17 protein-coding genes, 1 tRNA gene and 1 pseudogene are annotated in these 19,056 nt (G+C 67.3%); 12 read left to right on the top strand and 7 right to left on the bottom strand.

Annotated features, from left to right (window positions below):
• Nucleotides 1-9: 9 nt before the first annotated feature.
• Nucleotides 10-1,296, bottom strand: coding sequence for a phosphopyruvate hydratase (eno, locus tag SLQ31_RS06455; protein ID WP_319430640.1), 1,287 nt, complete (start codon nt 1,294-1,296; stop codon nt 10-12).
• A 67-nt stretch (nt 1,297-1,363) separates the two neighbouring features.
• Entirely contained in the window at nt 1,364-2,095 is a 732-nt protein-coding gene (locus tag SLQ31_RS06450; protein ID WP_319430639.1) for a lytic transglycosylase domain-containing protein, read from the bottom strand.
• Between the two features lie 203 nt (nt 2,096-2,298).
• Here SLQ31_RS06450 and efeU point away from each other — a divergent pair, with 203 nt between their 5' ends.
• From efeU to efeB, 3 genes are all read left to right on the top strand, one after another.
• Nucleotides 2,299-3,285: an iron uptake transporter permease EfeU gene (efeU, locus tag SLQ31_RS06445; RefSeq protein ID WP_319430638.1), complete on the top strand. Its 987-nt coding sequence runs from the start codon at nt 2,299-2,301 to the stop codon at nt 3,283-3,285.
• Between the two features lie 62 nt (nt 3,286-3,347).
• Nucleotides 3,348-4,448 (top strand): iron uptake system protein EfeO, encoded by a 1,101-nt coding sequence (gene efeO / locus SLQ31_RS06440; protein WP_413641898.1) that lies wholly within the window; start codon nt 3,348-3,350, stop codon nt 4,446-4,448.
• A 10-nt stretch (nt 4,449-4,458) separates the two neighbouring features.
• Nucleotides 4,459-5,739 carry an iron uptake transporter deferrochelatase/peroxidase subunit gene (efeB, locus tag SLQ31_RS06435; RefSeq protein WP_319430635.1) on the top strand — a complete coding sequence of 427 codons (1,281 nt, stop codon included), beginning with the start codon at nt 4,459-4,461 and terminating at the stop codon, nt 5,737-5,739.
• Here efeB and SLQ31_RS06430 read toward each other — a convergent pair.
• The 4 genes from SLQ31_RS06430 to SLQ31_RS06415 all read right to left on the bottom strand — a co-directional run bounded on the left by SLQ31_RS06430 (nt 5,712) and on the right by SLQ31_RS06415 (nt 11,770).
• Entirely contained in the window at nt 5,712-6,836 is a 1,125-nt protein-coding gene (locus SLQ31_RS06430) for a nucleoside triphosphate pyrophosphohydrolase (RefSeq protein WP_319430634.1), read from the bottom strand. The genes efeB and SLQ31_RS06430 overlap by 28 nt on opposite strands.
• Complete coding sequence (gene mfd / locus SLQ31_RS06425; protein WP_319430632.1) at nt 6,833-10,495, bottom strand: transcription-repair coupling factor; 3,663 nt, start codon at nt 10,493-10,495, stop codon at nt 6,833-6,835. Before mfd ends, SLQ31_RS06430 begins: the two co-directional genes overlap by 4 nt.
• Before the next feature lie 85 nt (nt 10,496-10,580).
• Nucleotides 10,581-11,108 (bottom strand): GAF domain-containing protein, encoded by a 528-nt coding sequence (locus SLQ31_RS06420; protein ID WP_319430631.1) that lies wholly within the window; start codon nt 11,106-11,108, stop codon nt 10,581-10,583.
• 68 nt (nt 11,109-11,176) lie between these two features.
• Nucleotides 11,177-11,770, bottom strand: coding sequence for a TetR/AcrR family transcriptional regulator (locus SLQ31_RS06415; RefSeq protein ID WP_319432885.1), 594 nt, complete (start codon nt 11,768-11,770; stop codon nt 11,177-11,179).
• 130 nt (nt 11,771-11,900) lie between these two features.
• Between SLQ31_RS06415 and SLQ31_RS06410 the strand changes: the two genes are divergently transcribed.
• The 9 genes and pseudogenes from SLQ31_RS06410 to SLQ31_RS06370 all read left to right on the top strand — a co-directional run.
• Nucleotides 11,901-11,972: transfer RNA gene (locus SLQ31_RS06410), tRNA-Gln, on the top strand.
• A 54-nt stretch (nt 11,973-12,026) separates the two neighbouring features.
• Entirely contained in the window at nt 12,027-13,517 is a 1,491-nt protein-coding gene (glmU, locus tag SLQ31_RS06405; protein ID WP_319430630.1) for a bifunctional UDP-N-acetylglucosamine diphosphorylase/glucosamine-1-phosphate N-acetyltransferase GlmU, read from the top strand.
• A gap of 94 nt (nt 13,518-13,611) precedes the next feature.
• Complete coding sequence (locus tag SLQ31_RS06400; RefSeq protein WP_319430629.1) at nt 13,612-14,592, top strand: ribose-phosphate diphosphokinase; 981 nt, start codon at nt 13,612-13,614, stop codon at nt 14,590-14,592.
• Between the two features lie 2 nt (nt 14,593-14,594).
• Entirely contained in the window at nt 14,595-14,936 is a 342-nt protein-coding gene (gene arsC, locus SLQ31_RS06395; protein WP_319430628.1) for an arsenate reductase (glutaredoxin), read from the top strand.
• On the top strand, nt 14,933-15,580 hold the full coding sequence (locus tag SLQ31_RS06390; protein WP_413641516.1) for an LpqN/LpqT family lipoprotein: 648 nt from the start codon (nt 14,933-14,935) through the stop codon (nt 15,578-15,580). The genes arsC and SLQ31_RS06390 overlap by 4 nt, the downstream gene beginning before the upstream one ends.
• A gap of 18 nt (nt 15,581-15,598) precedes the next feature.
• Nucleotides 15,599-16,465 (top strand): oxidoreductase, encoded by an 867-nt coding sequence (locus SLQ31_RS06385; RefSeq protein WP_319430627.1) that lies wholly within the window; start codon nt 15,599-15,601, stop codon nt 16,463-16,465.
• Nucleotides 16,466-16,603: 138 nt separating this feature from the next.
• Nucleotides 16,604-17,260 carry a 50S ribosomal protein L25/general stress protein Ctc gene (locus SLQ31_RS06380; protein WP_319430626.1) on the top strand — a complete coding sequence of 219 codons (657 nt, stop codon included), beginning with the start codon at nt 16,604-16,606 and terminating at the stop codon, nt 17,258-17,260.
• A 6-nt stretch (nt 17,261-17,266) separates the two neighbouring features.
• On the top strand, nt 17,267-17,842 hold the full coding sequence (gene pth / locus SLQ31_RS06375) for an aminoacyl-tRNA hydrolase (protein ID WP_319430625.1): 576 nt from the start codon (nt 17,267-17,269) through the stop codon (nt 17,840-17,842).
• A 115-nt stretch (nt 17,843-17,957) separates the two neighbouring features.
• A pseudogene (locus SLQ31_RS06370) lies at nt 17,958-18,362 on the top strand (DUF6611 family protein); the annotation flags it as partial.
• 41 nt (nt 18,363-18,403) lie between these two features.
• On the opposite strand, the gene SLQ31_RS06365 reads toward SLQ31_RS06370, so the two are convergent.
• Nucleotides 18,404-19,054, bottom strand: coding sequence for a DUF998 domain-containing protein (locus SLQ31_RS06365; RefSeq protein ID WP_319430624.1), 651 nt, complete (start codon nt 19,052-19,054; stop codon nt 18,404-18,406).
• Nucleotides 19,055-19,056: the final 2 nt, after the last annotated feature.

Genomic DNA, 19,056 nt, shown 5'->3' with positions numbered 1-19,056 from the left:
ACTTGGCGCCTATTCGCCGAGCACGAACCGCGGGAAGGCCAGATCGCCGGCGTAGCGCGCGGCGTCGCCGAGTGCCTCCTCGATGCGCAGCAACTGGTTGTACTTGGCCACCCGCTCGCTGCGGGCGGGCGCGCCGGTCTTGATTTGACCGCCGCCGACGGCCACCGCCAGATCGGCGATGGTGGTGTCCTCGGTCTCGCCACTGCGGTGACTCATCATGGTGCGGTACCCGCTGTTGTGGGCCAGCGCGACAGCATCAAGCGTCTCGGTCAGCGTGCCAATCTGGTTGACCTTCACCAGAAGTGCGTTGGCCGCCCCGCGCTCGATGCCCTCCTCGAGCCGTTCGGGGTTGGTGACGAACAGGTCGTCGCCGACGATCTGCACGCGGTCGCCGATCGCGGTGGTCAGGTCGACCCAGCCGTCCCAGTCATCCTCGGACAGCGGGTCCTCGATCGACACCAGCGAGTAGGTGTCCAGCAGTTCGGCGTAGAACTGAGTCATCTGCGCGGCGGTGCGAACCTCGTTCTCGAAGCTGTAACCGCTACCGCTGGTGTAGAACTCGGTGGCGGCCACATCGAGAGCCAATGCCACGTCGGTGCCGAGCTTGAACCCGGCGGCCTCGATGGCGGTGCCGATCAGATCGAGCGCGGCTTTGGTGCCGGCGACGTCGGGCGCGAAACCACCCTCGTCGCCCAGACCGGTGGACAGGCCTTGCTTCTTGAGCACCGACTTCAGCGCGTGGTAGACCTCCGCGCCCCAGCGCAGCGCTTCCTTGAAGCTCGGCGCACCGATCGGGGCGACCATGAACTCCTGCACATCGACACCGGTGTCGGCGTGCGCGCCGCCGTTGAGGATGTTCATCATCGGCACGGGCAGGATGTGGGCGTTCGGGCCGCCCAGATAGCGGAACAGCGGCAGCCCGGCGGAATCCGCAGCGGCCTTGGCCACCGCCAGGGAGACGCCGAGGATGGCGTTGGCGCCCAGCCGCGACTTGTCGGGGGTGCCGTCCAGGTCGAGCAGCGCCTGATCGATCAGCCGCTGGTCGTCGGCGGACAGTCCAATGACCGCCGGGGCGATCTCGTCGAGCACCGCCTCGACAGCCTTCTCCACACCCTTACCGCCATAGCGGCCTGCGCCGTCGCGCAGCTCGACCGCTTCGTGCTCGCCGGTCGACGCGCCGGATGGGACGGCGGCGCGGGCGAAGGTGCCGTCGATCAGGGCCACCTCGACCTCGACGGTCGGGTTGCCCCGGGAGTCGAGAATCTCGCGGGCCGCGACCTGCTCGATGATGGGCACTTGGCTTTCTCCTTCGCGTCGTGGGCTGCGACGAATAGCCTAGATGGTTCCGCTGCCCAGAGCGCTCTTAGAGCGCATGGCCTTGGGCGTAGGCCGTCGCCCAATCCCGGACGGTGCGGGCGTACTGGTCGGAGTGGTTGTAGGCGTGCAGCGCGTTCATCCAGCCGCGCGGTGACGCCAGGTCCTTGCCGCGGAAGCACAGATACCCCGCCGCCGACAGCGCGGCGTCGTCGAAGTTGTCCGGGCTGATCACCCCGTCGTTGTTGGCGTCGACGCCGTAGAGCCGCCAGGTCTCGGGGATGAACTGCATGGGCCCCATCGCCCTGGCGTAGACCGGCACGTCACCGTCCAGCGACTGTTCGCTGTCGATGATCTCGAGGTTGCCGTTGGTGCCGTCCAGGTGCACCCCGCGGATGGGCGGACTGACGTCGCCGTTGGGCGCGATGATGGCCCCGCGGTAGGTGCCGTGGTGGCTCTCGACCATGCCGATCCCGGCCAGCGTCGTCCACGCGAGATGACAATCCGGGTTCTCCACCTCGGCCACCCGCGCGGCGTACGCGTAGGCCTCCAGCGCGTTGATCGGAATGCCCAGTTGAGGCGCCCGTTGCGCCGCCCAGTCACGCAATTGGTCGGCCGGCCGGCCCTTGGCACTGGTGTCCACCGCGGGCACCGGATCACCCGGCGGTGGCGGTACACCGTCGGGAATTGGTGCGCCGAGCTGCCAGGAACAGCTCGACGCCAGCAGCATGGCAGCCGCCGCAACGACGGCGACAGCCCGCAGCCAACGCGTTGACGACACAGCACTCCTCGAACCCAATCAACCGTGTTCATCGTCCCACGGGTTCGGCGTCATTAGTCCCCACCAATTCCCACCAATGATGCCAAGGAGGGATGCCAACGAGGCGATAACGTCGTTACCTGCCTTCTGTTAAGGTGAGCCCACCCTTGGTTTGGTAAGGCTTGGTTACCTGGGATTATCCAAAGCTAGTGAGGACTCGCCGAATGACTGACGTGGCGGACATCGCGACCGGTATCCACACAACATTCAGCGCGGCCGCCCCCAATATCACCGCCCAGCTGTTCGGTAGCGGGCTGATCGGCCTACGTGAAGGCCTGGAAGCCGGGATCATCGTCATGGTCCTGATCGCGTTCCTGGTGAAATCCGGCCGCCGCGACGCCCTGAAATGGGTCTGGCTGGGTGTCGGTGCGGCGGTCGTGATGACGGTCGGCGTGTTCCTGACGATCCAGTACGGCACCTACACGGTGACGGGCCTGGGCGCCGAGGCCATCGCCGGGGTGGCATCGCTGGTGGCCGTCGTGATCGTCACCTCGATGGTGCTGTGGATGCGCAAGGCCTCGGCCACCATGTCCGGTGAGCTGCGGGCCGGAATGTCCAAGGCACTTGAGACCGGCGCGTTTGCCGTCTTCGCTCTCGCGTTCCTGGCCGTGGGCCGGGAGGGCGTCGAGACCGCGCTGTTCATGGTCGGGTTCGCCGAGGCCGAGACGTCGTGGCCGTTGTTGGGCCTGCTGATCGGCGTGCTGGCCGCGGCCGCGATCGCCTGGGGCATGTACGCCGGCGCCGTGCGGATCAACCTGGCCAAGTTCTTCTCCTACACCGGCGTGTTCCTGATCCTGGTTGCCGCCGGCGTCTTGTCGTACGGCATCGGCGCGATCCAGACCGTGGGTTGGCTTCCCGGACTGGGCTCCAAGGCCTTTGACATCAGCAACGCATTCGATTGGTCGGCCTGGTACGGCGCGATCATCCAGGGCGTCTTCAACATCACCCCGACCCCGACGGTGCTCCAGCTGGTCTGCTGGCTGGCCTACATCGTCGTCGTGCTCGCCCTGTTCCTGCGGCCCGCCCGCCACGCGCCGAAGCCGCAAGCACCGGCGAGCGAAGTTTCCACCCAGAAAACCGTTTCCACCGAGAACACCCATGCCTCCGATGATTTGGAGGAGTCCACCCTCTCCGAAAGGTCCCCTCAGTGACGTTCACCCACGGCATCAAGACCGGTACTGCCGCTACCGCGGCGATCCTGGCCGGAATCTCCATGGCCGCCTGCACGGCCAAAGAGACCAAGTCCGCGGACTCGAGCACCAAGGCGCCCTCCGAGATCACCGTCAACGCCTCCGACACCGAGTGCAAGCTGTCGGGCACCCAGTCCGGGACCGGGCCCAGCACCTTCGTGATCACCAACAACGGGACCAAGGTCACCGAGTTCTACGTGTACGGCGAGGGCGAGCGGGTGATGGGCGAGGTCGAGAACATCTCCCCCGGCCTGCAGCGCAAGCTGGTCGTTCAGCTCGGCGAGCCGGGCAAGTACCAGACCGCGTGCAAGCCAGGCATGATCGGCGACGGCCTCCGCGGCGACTTCACCGTGACCGGCAACTCCGTCGCGGTCGACGAGAAGGGCGAGTTCAAGGAAGCTGCCGACAGCTACAAGCGGTACGTCAACAGCCAGACCGACGCACTGGTGCCCGCCACCCAGCTGTTCGTCGACGCCATCAAGAAGGGTGACGTCGCGGCGGCCAAGGCGCAGTACCCGATCGCCCGCACTTACTACGAGCGCATTGAGCCGGTCGCCGAGTCGTTCCCCAACGACCTCGACCCGCGCATCGACCTGCGTGAGGCCGACGTGGAACCCGGCCAGAAGTGGACCGGCTTCCACGCCCTGGAGAAGCAGCTGTGGGTCACCGGCCTGCAGCCCGATGCCAACGCGCTCGCCGATCAGCTGGTGGCCGACGTCAAGGAACTGAACGACGGCGTCAAGGCGCCGGGTTGGACCATCGACTCCACCCAGATCGCCGGTGGCGCACAGGGTCTGCTCGACGAGATCGCGGCCAGCAAGATCAGCGGTGAAGAGGACATCTTCAGCCACACCGACCTGTGGGACTTCCAGGCCAACGTGGATGGTTCACAGACCGCCGTCGCGTCGGTGCGCCCGATCCTCGACAGCCGCAACGCCGAGCTGGGCAAGCAGGTCGACAAGGGCTTCACCGACGTCGAGGCGCTGCTGGCCAAGTACCGCCAGGGTGATGGGTTCGTGCTGTACGACACGGTGACCGAGCCTCAGCGCCAAGAACTCTCGCGTGCGATCGACGCGCTGAGCAAGAACGTCAGCCAGGTGCAAGGTGTCATTGCCCCCCAATAGCGATGACGAGATGACGCCGGCCCAGCCGGCGTCATCTGGCCTGTCCCGACGCAAGCTCTTCGGTGCCGCCGGGGTGACCGCCGCGGTGGTCGGCGCGGCCGGCGCCGGGGCGCTGGCCGGGCGGGCGTCGGCGGCCGACTCGCACACCGCCGGGCTGGACAAACCGGTGCCGTTCCGCGGCGACCACCAGGCCGGGATCGTCACCCCGGCCCAGGACCGGATGCACTTCGCCAGCTTCGACCTCACCACCGACTCCAAGGCTGACGTCGTCGCCATGCTCAAGGAGTGGACGGGCATGGCCGAGCGGATGACCGCCGGCGAAGAGGCCGTCCGCGACGGCGCCATCGGGCTCAATCCCTATGCGCCACCGTCGGATACCGGTGAGGCGCTAGGTCTACCGCCGTCGCAGCTGACGCTGACCATCGGGTTCGGTCCGACGTTCTTCCTCAAGGACGGCAAGGACCGCTTCGGTATCGCGGGCCAGAAGCCGCAGCTGCTGGAAAACCTGCCGAAGTTTCCCAACGAGACGATGGATCCGGCCCGCTGCGGCGGCGATATCGTGGTGCAGGCGTGCGCCAACGATCCGCAGGTGGCGGTGCACGCCATCCGCAACCTGGCCCGGGTCGGCTTCGGCACGGTGGCGGTGCGCTACTCCCAGCTGGGCTTCGGCCGTACCTCGTCGACCACTCGTGAGCAGGCCACGCCACGGAACCTGTTCGGGTTCAAAGACGGAACCAACAACATCAAGGCCGAGGACACCGACCAGGTCAACCAGCAGGTGTGGGTGGAAAAGGGCGACGGACCGGACTGGATGACCGGCGGCAGCTACATGATCAGCCGCCGGATCCGGATGCGTATCGAGTCCTGGGACCGCACAACGCTTCTCGAGCAGGAGCGGGTGATCGGCCGACAGAAGGGCAGCGGCGCACCCAACGGGCTGACCCAGGAGTTCGAGGAGCTCAACCTCGATATCGTCGACAACAAGGACACCCCGTTGATCGACGTCGACGCCCACGTGCGGCTGGCGTCGCATCAGCACCTCAACGGCATCCGGATCCTGCGCCGCGGCTACAACTTCACCGACGGCTCCGACGGATTCGGCCACCTGGATGCGGGGCTGTTCTTCATCGCGTTCGTGCGTAACCCGCTGACCCAGTTCATCCCGATGCAGATGGAACTGGCCCGCCGCGATGCGCTCAACGAGTACATCACCCACAACGGCAGTGCGATCTTCGCCATCCCGCCGGGTCTGCGGGACAGCGACTACTGGGGTTCGACGCTGCTCGGCTGATCGGCCAGGTCGACGTCCTCGACGGCGAGCTCGGGCACCTCGAATTCCTCGTCTTCTCCTGCGACAAGCACGGTTTCGAGATCGTCGAGCAGATCCTCATCGCCGGAGACCAGCTCGGGCACCAGCGGCAGTTCCAGCGGCTCGTCGGCCGGTGACGGCCAATGCCTGCGCCACTCGTCGGCACTGACCGGCCCCAGCGGCGCGGCGGCGTCGAGTTGGCTGGGCGCATCGGTGTCGCGGCGGTTCGCCGCGATCGCGCGTTCGACGGCGCGCACGGTGTCCATGAACTCCAGCACCTCGGTGCGCAGCTCGTTTTCGGCGTCCTTGTCGGCCGCCACGGTCACCGTCACGATCGACGCCGGGATGAACTGTGCCGGCAGGCCCGCGGTCGAAACCCGGGCAATGACCTTCTGCGCCAACGCCAGCGCCGGCTGACCGGTCGGCACGTCGTCCACACAGGACACCCGCCCGCTGCTGTGTTCCAAGGCCTTGCGCTCTTCCCACTGAGCCAGCTGGTCTTCCAGTGAGATCGATTCGCCGGCCAATACCGCGGGCACCCGATTGCCGAGCTTGCGCACCAGCGCATCGGCGACATCGTCGATGGTGAACGCATGTTGCGTCGCTTCCTGCGCGATCCGGGCGTGAAAAAGCACCTGCAGCAACACATCTCCGAGCTCGTCACGCAACTCGACGAGGTTGCCGCCGCGCACGGCGTCGAACAGCTCGTAGGTTTCCTCCAGCAGGTAGCGCCGCAGCGAGTCGTGGGTCTGTTCGCCCTCCCAGGGCCCGGCGGTACGCAGCTTGTCCATGATCGCCACCGCGTCGACCAACCGCTCGCCGGGTTGCGGCTCCGGCACGGCGATCAGCCGCTCGCCGGCGGCCAACCGGGCCCGCACCTCAGGATGCTGCCGATCCGAGGACAGCAGCACCGGAGCCGGCTTTTCCCGGCCGCTGGTGAATAGTGACCGCGCCGACGGCAGCGACCACGGCACCTTGACCGGCATTTCCTCGGTGTACTGCACGTCGCCGCTGAGTAGTTCGACGGCCTCGACGGGCACCAGCGAGGGACGGCGCGGATCGACCAGGATCACGGTCACCGCCGATCTCCCTTCTCTGCGCCAGCCGGTGTGAAGGTCGTTATATCAAGCTCGCCATGCGGTTGTCCGTCAAGTGCGCGAAGCAGATCGGCAACCATCTGCACCAATTCGAGGTCACGGATCCGCGGCGCACCGACGCCACTGCCCGACCGTGGGATCGGCACCTGCACCGTCGAGGTCGTCGCACGGTAGGCGGCACCGGGATACACCCGCTTCAGGCGCAGCTGCGCAGAGTCGGGCAACGTCAGCGGTGCCACCCGAATCGTTGTGGCGGAACCACTTCCGGTGGCAGACACTTCAGTCACCCCGTAACCGCGACACAGCAGACGCAGGCGCGCCACCGCCAGCAGCCGCTGGGCGGGCTCGGGCAGCGGTCCGTAGCGGTCGGTCAGTTCCTCGACGACCGCGACGATGCCGGCATCGTCGGCAGCGGCGGCCAGCCGGCGATAGGCCTCCAGCCGCAGCCGGTCACTGGCGATGTACTCGGGCGGCAGGTTGGCGTCGACCGGCAAGTCGATCCGGACATCCTTGGGTTCCTCGACCGTGGTCACCGTCTTTCCGTCGGCAGCCGCCCGATACGCCTCGACCGCCTCGCCCACCAGCCGGACGTACAGGTCGAATCCGACCCCGGCGACGTGGCCGGACTGCTCGACACCGAGCACATTGCCCGCGCCGCGAATCTCCAAGTCCTTCAACGCAACTGCCATACCCGCGCCGAGTTCGTTGTTCTGCGCGATGGTGGCCAGCCGGTCGTAGGCGGTCTCGGTGAGCGGCATCTCCTTCGGGTACAGGAAGTAGGCATAGCCGCGCTCGCGGCTGCGGCCCACCCGCCCGCGCAGCTGATGCAGCTGGGACAGGCCGAAGGTGTCGGCACGTTCGACGATCAGAGTGTTGGCATTCGAGATGTCCAGTCCGGTCTCGACGATCGTGGTGCAGACCAGGATGTCGTATTCGCGGTTCCAGAAGCCTTCGACGGTGCGCTCCAACAACTCTTCCGGCATCTGGCCGTGCGCGACCACCACCCGCGCCTCGGGCACCAGCTGCCGGATCCGGGCGGCCGCAGAGTCAATGCTGCTGACCCGGTTGTGGATGTAGAAGACCTGCCCGTCACGCAGTAACTCACGGCGAAGTGCGGCGGCGACCTGCTTGTCGTCGTGCCCGCCGACATAGGTCAGCACCGGGTAGCGCTCCTCGGGCGGGGTGAGGATCGTCGACATCTCCCGGATGCCGGCCAGGCTCATCTCCAGGGTCCGCGGGATCGGGGTGGCGCTCATCGTCAGCACGTCGACGTGGGTGCGCAGGCTTTTGATGTGTTCCTTGTGCTCCACACCGAAGCGCTGTTCCTCGTCGACAACCACCAGGCCGAGGTCTTTCCAGCGCACAGCGGTCTGCAGCAGCCGGTGGGTGCCGATCACGATGTCGACGCTGCCGTCGGCCATCCCGTCGAGCACCGCCCGCGATTCGGTGGTATCGGTGAACCGCGACAGTCCTTTCACGGTCACCGGGAAACCAGCCATCCGCGCGGTGAACGTCTGCAGGTGCTGGTCGGCCAGCAGCGTGGTGGGCACCAGCACCGCCACCTGCTTGCCGTCCTGCACGGCCTTGAACGCCGCCCGTACCGCGATTTCGGTCTTGCCGTAGCCGACGTCACCGCAGATGACCCGATCCATCGGGACCGGCTTTTCCATGTCGTTCTTGACCTCGTGGATGGCGGTCAGCTGATCGACGGTCTCGGTGAACCCGAACGCATCCTCCATCTCGGCCTGCCATGGGGTGTCCGGTCCGAAAGCATGCCCTGGGGCGGCCTGACGCTTGGCATAGAGCGACACCAGTTCGCTGGCGATCTCGCGAACGGCCTTGCGCGCCTTGGTTTTTGTGTTGGTCCAGTCGCTGCCGCCGAGCCGGCTCAGGCCGGGCTCCTGGCCGCCGATGTAGCGTGACAGCTGATCGAGGGAGTCCATCGGCACGAAGAGCTTGTCGGCTCCTTGCCCCCGCTTGCTGGAGCCGTACTCCAACACCAGGTACTCGCGGCGCGCACCGCCAATGGTGCGCTCGACCATCTCGATGAACCGCCCGATCCCATGCTGGTCATGCACCACCAGATCGCCTGCGGTCAGTGCCAGCGGGTCGACGGTGTTGCGGCGCTTGGCGGCCAGCCGCTTGCCTTCGGGGGCGGTGGCCCGGTTGCCGGTCAGGTCGGTTTCGGTGATGACCACGAGGTTGGCGCCCGGCACGACGATGCCGTCGTGCAGCGGGCCCCTGAGCACGCCCACCACACCTTGTTTGGGGGCCTGGCCGGGCTCGAGCATGGCGGCCGGGGTATCGCGCTCGCCGAGCTGTTCGACGACTCGGTGGGCGGTGCCGGTGCCGGGTGCGACGACGGCGGCGTAACCACCCGTGAGCACGTGCGCGCGCAGCATCGCGAAGATCTCGTCGACACTGCTCTGCTGCCCGCGCGCCGACGGGGCGCTGCGCGCCTCGAGCTCGACGGCGCTCTCGGCGGCGAGCTGGCTCAACGTCCACCACGGGCGGTTGCTCGCCCGGGCCGCGTCGCGGACGTCTTCGAGCTCCCGGAAGCCGGACCCGCCGAGCTGCTCGACGTCGATCGGGGCGTCACCGCCGATCGCGGCGACCGACCACGACGCTTCGAGGAACTCGCGCCCGGTCTTGATCAGGTCGTGCGCGCGGGTGCGCACCTTCTCCGGGTCGCACACCAATACGGGAGTGTCGGCGGGCAGGTGATCGATGAGCAGCGCGAGTTCGTCCGGTCGCAGTACCGGCTGCAACGCCTCCATCCCGTCGACCGGGATGCCTTCGGCGATCTTGGTCAGCATCTCCCCGACGCTGCCGGTGATGTGGTTGTCATCCGGCGGGCGCGTCTCGATGAGCTTGGTCGCGCGGGCCCGCACCTCGTCGGTGAGCAGCAGCTCACGGCAGGGCACCGCGACCACGGTGGCGACGTCGATCTCGGGGATCGAGCGCTGGTCGGCGACCGCGAACATCCGCATCTCGCTGACCTCGTCGCCCCAGAACTCCACCCGGACCGGATGCTCGGCGGTCGGCGGGAAGATGTCGAGGATGCCGCCGCGGACGGCGAACTCGCCGCGCTTGCCGACCATGTCGACGCGGGTGTACGCCAGCTCGACCAGCCGCGCGACCAGCTGGTCGAAGTCGAACTCCGCACCGAGTTGCAGCGTCACCGGCTCGATGTCGGCCAGATCGGGCGCCATCGGCTGCAGCAGTGAGCGCGCGGTCGTCACCACCACGCGCAGTGCCGGCCCCAGCCGGGCGTCGTCGGGGTGCGCCAGCCGGTACAGCACCATCAGGCGGGCGCCCACGGTGTCAACGCCGGGTGAGAGCCGCTCGTGCGGCAGCGTCTCCCAGGACGGGAACATCACGGCCGCGTCGCCGAAGACGCCGCGCAGTTCGGCGGTCAGGTCGTCGGCCTCGCGCCCGGTCGCGGTCACCACGAGCAGTGGACCGCCGCGGGCCAGCGCGCACGCGGCATACAGCTGCGCGCTGGACGGCCCGACCATCGTGAGTTCTTCGGGACGGTCGACAGCGCGCTGCGCGAGTTCGACGAAAGCCGGCGCGGTGAGCGCCAAATCGACCAGCCCGGCTAACGGGGTCTGGACATACTGGTGCCCCGGTGCGGTCATGATCCCCCCATCCTAGGCAAGACCACCGAAGGCGTTGCGGCGGGCCGCGATTCGCCCGAGCGCTGTGACGCAGGTCGCGTCGGGTCTAGTCGCCGCCGGCCGCGTTCAGTGCGGCGACCTTGAAGCCGGGGTCGGGAATGCCTTCGGGGAACCGCTGCAGCGCCGCCACCGCAAGGTCAGCCAGACGCCGTAGCGACTCAACGACGTTCGGATGAGGCTGACCGGGCCGTGCCCAATACACCCCGATGGCACCCACCGCATCGGCCGCCAGCATGGGCACCATGACCAGGCTGCGCACGAAGGTCGGCCGGTAGGCCTCCTGCGGGATCCGGTCGTCGCGGCGAATGTCGGAGATCGTCACCGCCGTGCGGTGGATCATCGCCCAGCCGCTGATGCAGTCCGAGACAGGGAAACGTTGTCCCTTCCACAGCGGACTCATCGAATCCTCGTCCGCGTAGTAACACATATCGCGGTCCAGCAGCACGAAGGTCGCACCGTGCGCATCGGCAAGGCGGCGCGCGGCCACCTTGACCACCTGCTGGACATCCTCGAGGCGCTCGGCGGCTGCCAGCCGAGCCCCGATCTGGTCGATACTCTCCCCGTTGCCGACCACGGCGTCGTCCCCTCCTGTCAGCCCCCGACAGTCTGTTCGACGTGACGTCATTATTCCGGCTGGCGCCGCTATTCGCCCTCCAACTGCGGATCCGCTTCCAGATGAGTCAGCCCGTTCCACATCAGGTTCACCAGATGGGCGGCGACCATTTCCTTCTTCGGCTCTCTGGTGTCCAGCCACCATTGCGCGGTCATCGAGACCGAGCCGACCAGCGCCTGGGCGTAGAGCGGCGCCAATCCGGGATCGAGGCCGCGGCGGGAGAAATCGCCGGCCAGGATCGAGGACACCTGACCGACCGCGTCGTTGAGCAGGCTCGAGTAGGTGCCGGTGCTGATCGCGGCCGGTGAGTCACGAATCAAGATGCGGAAGCCGTCGGTGCGCTCCTCGACGTAGGTCAGCAGGGCCAGCGCCACCCGCTCGACGCGCACCCGGGAGCGGTTGTTGGTCAGCGACGCCGTGATGCCGTCGAGCAGAGCGGACATCTCGCGGTCGACCACCACCGCGTACAGGCCCTCTTTACCGCCGAAGTGCTCGTAGACGACGGGCTTGGAGACGTTCGCGCGCTGGGCGATCTCCTCGATCGAGGTGCCCTCGTAGCCGCGTTCGGCGAACAGTGTGCGGGCCACGTCGATCAGCTGGCGGCGACGTTCGGTGCCGGTCATTCGGGCGCGCGGCGCCTTCGGCTCCTTCTCCGGTGCTGCCACGCTGTGTACCTTCCCGGGTCGCTGCGCTCCTGCCCTCCGAAGGAGCCTAGCCGCTTGCACTAGAGTCTCAGGCGGACATTTCGGCCAGTCCGTCGTGGTGTAATCGGCAGCACCTCTGATTTTGGTTCAGATAGTTCAGGTTCGAGTCCTGGCGACGGAGCGAGCTCTCGGCGAGCGACTATCTGCTGGGGAGCGCATTTATGGGAGGTCTTTGATGACCACACACACCGATGCCGCCGTCCTGGTTCTGGCCGCCGGCGCCGGCACCCGCATGCGTTCCGAGACCCCCAAGGTGTTGCACACCCTCGGCGGCCGCAGCATGCTGTCGCACGCCCTGCACGCGGTGGCCAAGGTCGCACCCCAGCACCTGGTGGTCGTGCTCGGCAAGGATCGCGAACGCATCGGCCCGGTCGTTGCCGGGCTGGCCGAGCCATTGGGCCGCGCTATCGAGGTCGCGGTGCAGGAACAGCAGCTGGGCACCGGGCACGCGGTGCTGTGCGGCCTTTCCGGTCTGCCCCCCGATTTCGCCGGCACCGTCGTCGTGACGTCGGGAGACGTGCCGCTGCTGGACGCCGAAACCCTGGCCGAGCTCATCGCCAACCATCGCGGCCAACGCGCGGCGGCGACCGTCGTGACCACCACGCTGCCCAACGCGACCGGGTACGGCCGGATCCTGCGCACCCAGGACGGCGAGGTCATCGCCATCGTCGAGGAAACCGACGCCACCCCGCAGCAGCGCGCCATCCGCGAGGTCAACGCCGGTGTGTACGCCTTCGACATCACCGAACTGCGATCGGCGCTGAGCCGGCTCTCGGCCGACAACGCCCAGCACGAGCTCTACCTGACCGACGTCATCTCGATCCTGCGCGCCGACCATCGGGTCGTGCACGCCAAGCACGTCGACGATGCGGCCCTGGTCGCCGGCGTCAACGACCGGGTGCAGCTGTCCGATCTGGCGCGCGAACTCAACCGCCGCGTGGTGGCTGCTCATCAGCGCGCCGGCGTCACCGTCGTCGACCCACTGACCACCTGGATCGACGTCGACGTCACCATCGGCGGCGACACCGTCATCCAGCCCGGCACCCAGCTGCTGGGCGCCACCCGGATCGGCGCCCGCTGCGAGATCGGCCCCGACACCACACTCACCCACGTCAGCGTCGGCAACGACGCCTCGGTGATCCGCACCCACGGCAGCGAGTCGACGATCGCCGACCGGGCGACGGTCGGGCCGTTCACGTACCTGCGCCCCGGCACCGACCTCGGTGTGGCCGGCAAGCTCGGGACGTTCGTCGAGACCAAGAACGCGGTGATCGGGGCCGGTACCAAGGTGCCGCACCTGACCTATGTGGGCGATGCGGACATCGGCGAGCACAGCAATATCGGTGCCTCCAGCGTCTTCGTCAACTACGACGGCGAGAACAAGAGCCGCACCACGATCGGCTCGCACGTGCGCACCGGCTCGGACACCATGTTCGTCGCACCGGTCACCGTCGGTGACGGCGCCTACACCGGCGCAGGAACCGTGCTGCGCGACGACGTGCCGCCCGGCGCGCTGGCCGTGTCGGCGGGGCCGCAGCGCAACATCGAGGACTGGGTGCAACGCAAGCGCCCGGGCAGTCCCGCGGCGGAGGCCGCAAATCGAGCCCAAGCGGCGGAGGCCGCCGCGAGGGCTAAGCAGGCCCCAGCCGGTGACGCCATCGAGTGATCAGCGTCGCCAGATGTTGCCTTTTTGGTAACCCGGGGACCTAGCACCGTACGATTGGGCCGTATCGATCTCCGACCGGCAAGGGCAGCGCACAGTGGGCACGGACTGGACCGACAACCGCAAAAATCTGATGCTCTTCTCGGGTCGAGCGCACCCGGAGCTGGCCGAACAGGTCGCCAAGGAGCTCGACATCGAGGTCACCGCGCAGACCGCGCGAGACTTCGCCAATGGTGAGATCTTCGTCCGCTTCGACGAATCGGTGCGTGGCTGCGACGCGTTCGTCCTGCAGTCGCATCCGGCGCCGCTGAACAAGTGGCTGATGGAACAGCTGATCATGATCGACGCGCTCAAGCGCGGCAGCGCCAAGCGAATCACCGCGATCCTGCCCTTCTACCCCTACGCCCGCCAGGACAAGAAACACCGCGGCCGCGAACCCATCTCGGCCCGCCTGGTCGCAGACCTGTACAAGACCGCGGGCGCCGACCGCATCGTCACCGTTGACCTGCACACCGACCAGATCCAGGGCTTCTTCGACGGCCCGGTCGACCACATGCGGGCACAGCCGCTGCTGACCGGCTACATCAGGGAGAACTACAACTGCGAGAACGTCGCCGTGGTCTCGCCGGATTCCGGCCGCGTGCGGGTCGCCGAGAAGTGGGCCGACGCGCTGGGTGGCACGCCCCTGGCGTTCATCCACAAGACCCGCGACCCGAAGGTGCCCAACCAGGTGGTGTCCAACCGGGTCGTCGGTGACGTGGCGGGCAAGACCTGCGTGCTGACCGACGACATGATCGACACCGGCGGCACCATCGCCGGCGCAGTCAAGCTGCTGCACAACGACGGCGCCAAAGACGTCATCATCGCCGCCACCCACGGCGTCTTGTCGGACCCCGCGCGCGAGCGGCTCGCCGACAGCGGTGCGCGCGAGATCATCGTCACCAACACCCTGCCGATCGACGACGCCAAGCGGTTCCCACAGCTGACGGTGCTGTCCATCGCACCCCTGCTGGCCCGAACCATCCGCGCGGTCTTCGAAAACGGCTCGGTGACAGGCCTTTTCGACGGAGATGCGTAGCGTTGTCCAGCACCATCTATCACAATCCTCGTTGCAGCACTTCACGCAAGACTCTGGAACTGCTGCGCAGCAACGACATTGAGCCCAACATCGTCGAATACCTGAAGACGCCCCCGTCACGCGCCGAGATCGCCAAGCTGATCGCCGATGCCGGCATCGATGTGCGTGCTGCCGTCCGCAAGCGTGAATCGCTTTACGCCGAGCTGAATCTCGCCGAGGCGACCGATAGCGAGTTGCTCGACGCGATGGCGGCCAACCCGATCCTCATCGAGCGTCCGTTCGTGGTGACCGGCAAAGGCACCCGCCTGGCCCGGCCGATCGAATCGGTGCACGAAATTCTGTGAAAGCGCGTAGCGCAGCCCTTTTCCTCGCGCTGGCCATGACCGTGGCGGCGTGCGGATCCAGGCCGCCCGACTACTCCTCGGTCTGGACCACACCGGCGACGACGACGGCACCCGCGAGCGCCTCGGGCAAGCCGCAGCCCATCGCCGAATACCTCTACGGCGTCGGGGTTACCGGCGAGCAGATTCCGCTGGACAAGCTCACCGACATCACCGTGACGCTGCCGCGGCCGCCGGGCTGGACCAAATATTCCAACTCGAACTTCTCCCCCGGCACCGAAGTGATCGCCAAGAACAACACGTACCCGACGGCGATGGTGATCGTCTTCAAGCTCACGGGCAACTTCGATGTGGGCGAGGCACTCAAGCACGCCGGCGCCGACGCCGAGATGTCGCAGAACTTCACCAAGCTCAATGCATCCACCGCCGATTTCGATGGCTTCCCATCCGCGATGATCGAGGGCAGCTACGACCTCAACGGCAAGCGTCTGCACTCCTACAACCGGGTGGTGATCCCGGTGACCGCGGCACCGAAGTTCCAGCGCTATCTGGTGCAGCTCACGGTGACCACCCTGGCCGACCAGGCCGCGGCCGCATCCGACGATGTCGAGGCGATCATCAAAGGCTTCACTGTCGCGCTGAAATAGGCAGATAGGGTGATCGGCATGAGTTGGACCGCTGCAGATCTGCCGTCATTCGCCGGACGCACCGTCATCGTCACCGGGGCCAATAGCGGACTGGGTCTGGTCACCGCCCGAGAGCTCGCCCGCGTCGGCGCACACGTCATCCTGGCGTGCCGCACCGTGAGCAAGGGCGCCGCGGCAGCAGCCGATATGACCGGCGACGTCGAGGTGCGCAGCCTCGATCTGCAAGATCTGGCCTCGATCAAGGAATTCGCAGACGGCGTGCAGAGCGTGGATGTCCTGATCAACAACGCCGGCATCATGGCCGTCCCGTACGCAGTGACCAAGGATGGTTTCGAGAGCCAGATCGGCACCAACCACCTGGGCCACTTCGCGCTGACCAACCTGCTGCTGCCCAAGGTGACCGACCGGGTGGTCACGGTGTCGTCGTTCATGCACCTGCTTGGCAAGATCAGCCTCAAGGACCTGAACTGGAAAGCCCGGCCGTACTCGGCGTGGCTGGCATACGGCCAGTCCAAGCTGGCCAACCTGCAGTTCACCAGCGAACTGCAGCGGCGCCTTGACGGTTCCGGCTCGACGGTGAAGTCCTACGCCGCGCACCCCGGCTACTCGGCCACCAACCTTCAGGGCCAGACCGGCAACCGGTTGGGCACCAGGGTCTGGGATGCCGGTAACTCGCTGCTGGCCACCAGCGCCGACTTCGGCGCGCGCCAGACGCTGTATGCGGCCAGCCAGGACCTGCCGGGCAACAGCTTCATCGGCCCCAAGTTCGGCATGCGCGGACCGACCGGGCAGTCACCGCGCAGTCCGCTGGCCAGCAATCAGACCACCGCGAACGCGCTGTGGCGGCTATCCGAGCAGCTCACGGCCATCGAATTTCCGCTCTGACCCGCTAGTCGGCTACCCTTATGCCCGCGTCACGGCGAGGGTGGTCCAGCCACCGTTATCGACGAGGCAACCTTCTTGATTTGGTGCCTGCCTTCTCCGTGCGGATGACCCACAACAGGCAACACAGGAGCACCGATCATGGCCAAGAACGCCACTAGCAAGCTCACCGCAGACGTCCGGGACAAGACCGGCAAGGGCGCGTCGCGCCAGGCCCGTCGTGACGGCAAGGTTCCTGTCGTCCTCTACGGCCACGGCACCGACCCGCAGCACCTCGAACTCAACGCGCGCGAATTCGCCGCCGTCCTGCGTAACTCCGGCACCAACGCCGTGCTGGCCCTGGACATCAACGGCAAGGAACAGCTGGCGCTGACCAAGGCCCTCGACGTGCACCCGATCCGCCGCAGCATCACGCACGCCGACCTGGTGATCGTCCGTCGCGGCGAGAAGGTGACCGTCGAGGTCCACATCCTGCTCGAGGGCGAAGCCGCATCGGGCACCCTGGTCACGCAGGAAGCCAGCACCATTGAGATCGAGGCTGACGCCATGTCGATCCCGCAGCAGTTGGTCGTGTCGATCGAGGGCGTCGAGGAGGGCACCCAGATCACCGCCGGCCGCGTCGAGCTGCCGGAGGGCGTCACGCTGGTCAGCGATCCCGACCTGCTGGTCGCCAACATCGTCGCCGCGCCGTCCGCTGAGGAGCTGGAGTCCGAGGGCGGCGGCGAGTCGATCGCAGAGCAGGCCGCCGAGGCAGCCGAGGCTGGCGAGGGCGAGGGCGAGTCGGCCGAGGCCGAGTAAGCCCGGATGGCCGAACCCCTGCTGGTTGTCGGCCTCGGCAACCCGGGCCCGCAATACGCCAAGACCCGGCACAACGTCGGCTTCATGGTGGCCGACCTGCTAGCCGGGCGGATGGGCGCACAGTTCAAGGTGCACAAGCGTTCTGGCGCGGAGATCGTGACCGGCCGACTCGGTCATCGTCCCGTCGTGCTGGCCAAGCCGCGCACCTATATGAACGAGTCCGGGCGCCAGGTCGGTCCGTTGGCGAAGTTCTACTCGGTGATGCCTGCCGACATCATCGTCATCCACGACGAGCTCGACATCGACTTCGGCCGGATCCGGCTGAAGCTCGGTGGCGGCGAGGGTGGTCACAACGGATTGCGATCGATCGCGACTTCCCTGGGCACCAAGAACTTTCAACGGGTGCGCATCGGGATCGGCCGACCGCCGGGGCGTAAGGATCCGGCCGCTTATGTGCTGGAGGCCTTCGCCGCGGCCGAACGTACCGAGGTGCCGGCGATCTGTGAGCAGGCCGCCGACGCCACCGAGCTGCTGATCGAGGTCGGTCTGGAGACCGCCCAGAATCAGGTGCACGCCTGGTAACGGAGCCGCTGGGCCGGCGACATCGGTATGAGCCGGCGTAAGGATTCGCCGCTCGGCCGTCAGGATTCCGTAGGGATCGTTGAACCGGCGTCGCTGCCGACGTAGACCTGAATGCGTGAGCATTTCCCGTGTTTGGGGTTCCTTCGACGCCTACCCCGCGCGCTATGGTGTGGCCCGCTACCGCCTGGTCGTGTTTCCACCCGGCATCACCGCCCGCGAGCGGCGACTGCTGCGGATGTGGCGAGCCTGGCCGCTGTGGGGTGCGGTGTTGTGGGTGGGCCTGCAGATCGCCGGCGAGTTGGCCGGCATGCCCGAGACCGCGCTGATCGCCGGGTCGATGATCTACATCGCCGCGGGTGCACTGACATTCGTGCTGGCGGATCAGACGCGGGTGCGGGTGCGCACCCTGTGGGCCAGCACCATGGCCGGCTACGACCACGACGACGTTGACCGACGGTATTCGGTGCTACGCGTGATGGCGCGCGCGCTCGATCAGGCCGACCTCGCCCTGGAAGAGGGCCGGATCTCCCCGCTACAGCACGAGGCCCAGTGGTGGCAGGTCTACGACGTTCTCGACGCGATGGCGCCGGCACCCTCACCGCGAACCAGCCATAGCCCAAGTGCAATCAGCGCGGCCACCTCGAATCCGGCGATCCCGCGCTCGACCAGGCCGAGTGGGATCAACGCCCACCACCGTTGACCCGTGACGATGCCGACTGCGATCGCCCCGAACAACACTGCCAGCCAACCGATTCCGATCCCAGCAAGCCACCTGGCCGCCCGGGCGGTGATTGCCTGGCCGCGAGCGATCAACAGCACCGCCGGCGGCAACGCGACGAACGCGATCAGGGTCGCGTACCGGTGCGCGGTGCCGGAAGCGCTCGGCCCGGCGACAAAGTTGTGCTTGGGAAACGCAACCACAGCGACGAGGCCCAGCACCCAGAGCGCCATCAACACCGAACCGGCCGATCGCGGCTGGATCCGCCCGGCCCGGATCAGGCCGTACAGCAGCGCCGCCGAACCGCAGGCCAGCATCAGCACCGCGACAACGAAGGCCCAGCTGCCCGAGGTGTAGACGTATTCGGAGATGGTTGCCGCGCGCAATTCCCCACGCCGGGACTGCTGGCCGCCGAGCGTGGCGTCGAGAGTGAGAACCAGGACCATCGCCCCCACCGCACCGACCACACCGATCCAGCCGAGCGCGCGCACCATCG

Source organism: Mycobacterium sp. RTGN5, assembly GCF_033804465.1.
Taxonomy (GTDB): domain Bacteria; phylum Actinomycetota; class Actinomycetes; order Mycobacteriales; family Mycobacteriaceae; genus Mycobacterium.
Note: the sequence above shows the minus strand (reverse complement) of the source record. Positions and strands in the feature narration are given on the sequence as shown.

What these genes read in the sequence shown, in the direction of transcription:
- glmU (WP_319430630.1), top strand. Translation starts at nt 12,027, where the DNA reads ATGACCACACACACCGATGCCGCCGTCCTGGTTCTGGCCGCCGGCGCC.
- mfd (WP_319430632.1), bottom strand. Translation starts at nt 10,495, where the DNA reads ATGACCGCACCGGGGCACCAGTATGTCCAGACCCCGTTAGCCGGGCTG.
- SLQ31_RS06415 (WP_319432885.1), bottom strand. Translation starts at nt 11,770, where the DNA reads ATGACCGGCACCGAACGTCGCCGCCAGCTGATCGACGTGGCCCGCACA.
- SLQ31_RS06385 (WP_319430627.1), top strand. Translation starts at nt 15,599, where the DNA reads ATGAGTTGGACCGCTGCAGATCTGCCGTCATTCGCCGGACGCACCGTC.
- SLQ31_RS06380 (WP_319430626.1), top strand. Translation starts at nt 16,604, where the DNA reads ATGGCCAAGAACGCCACTAGCAAGCTCACCGCAGACGTCCGGGACAAG.
- efeB (WP_319430635.1), top strand. Translation starts at nt 4,459, where the DNA reads ATGACGCCGGCCCAGCCGGCGTCATCTGGCCTGTCCCGACGCAAGCTC.
- SLQ31_RS06365 (WP_319430624.1), bottom strand. Translation starts at nt 19,054, where the DNA reads ATGGTGCGCGCGCTCGGCTGGATCGGTGTGGTCGGTGCGGTGGGGGCG.
- efeU (WP_319430638.1), top strand. Translation starts at nt 2,299, where the DNA reads ATGACTGACGTGGCGGACATCGCGACCGGTATCCACACAACATTCAGC.
- pth (WP_319430625.1), top strand. Translation starts at nt 17,267, where the DNA reads ATGGCCGAACCCCTGCTGGTTGTCGGCCTCGGCAACCCGGGCCCGCAA.
- efeO (WP_413641898.1), top strand. Translation starts at nt 3,348, where the DNA reads ATGGCCGCCTGCACGGCCAAAGAGACCAAGTCCGCGGACTCGAGCACC.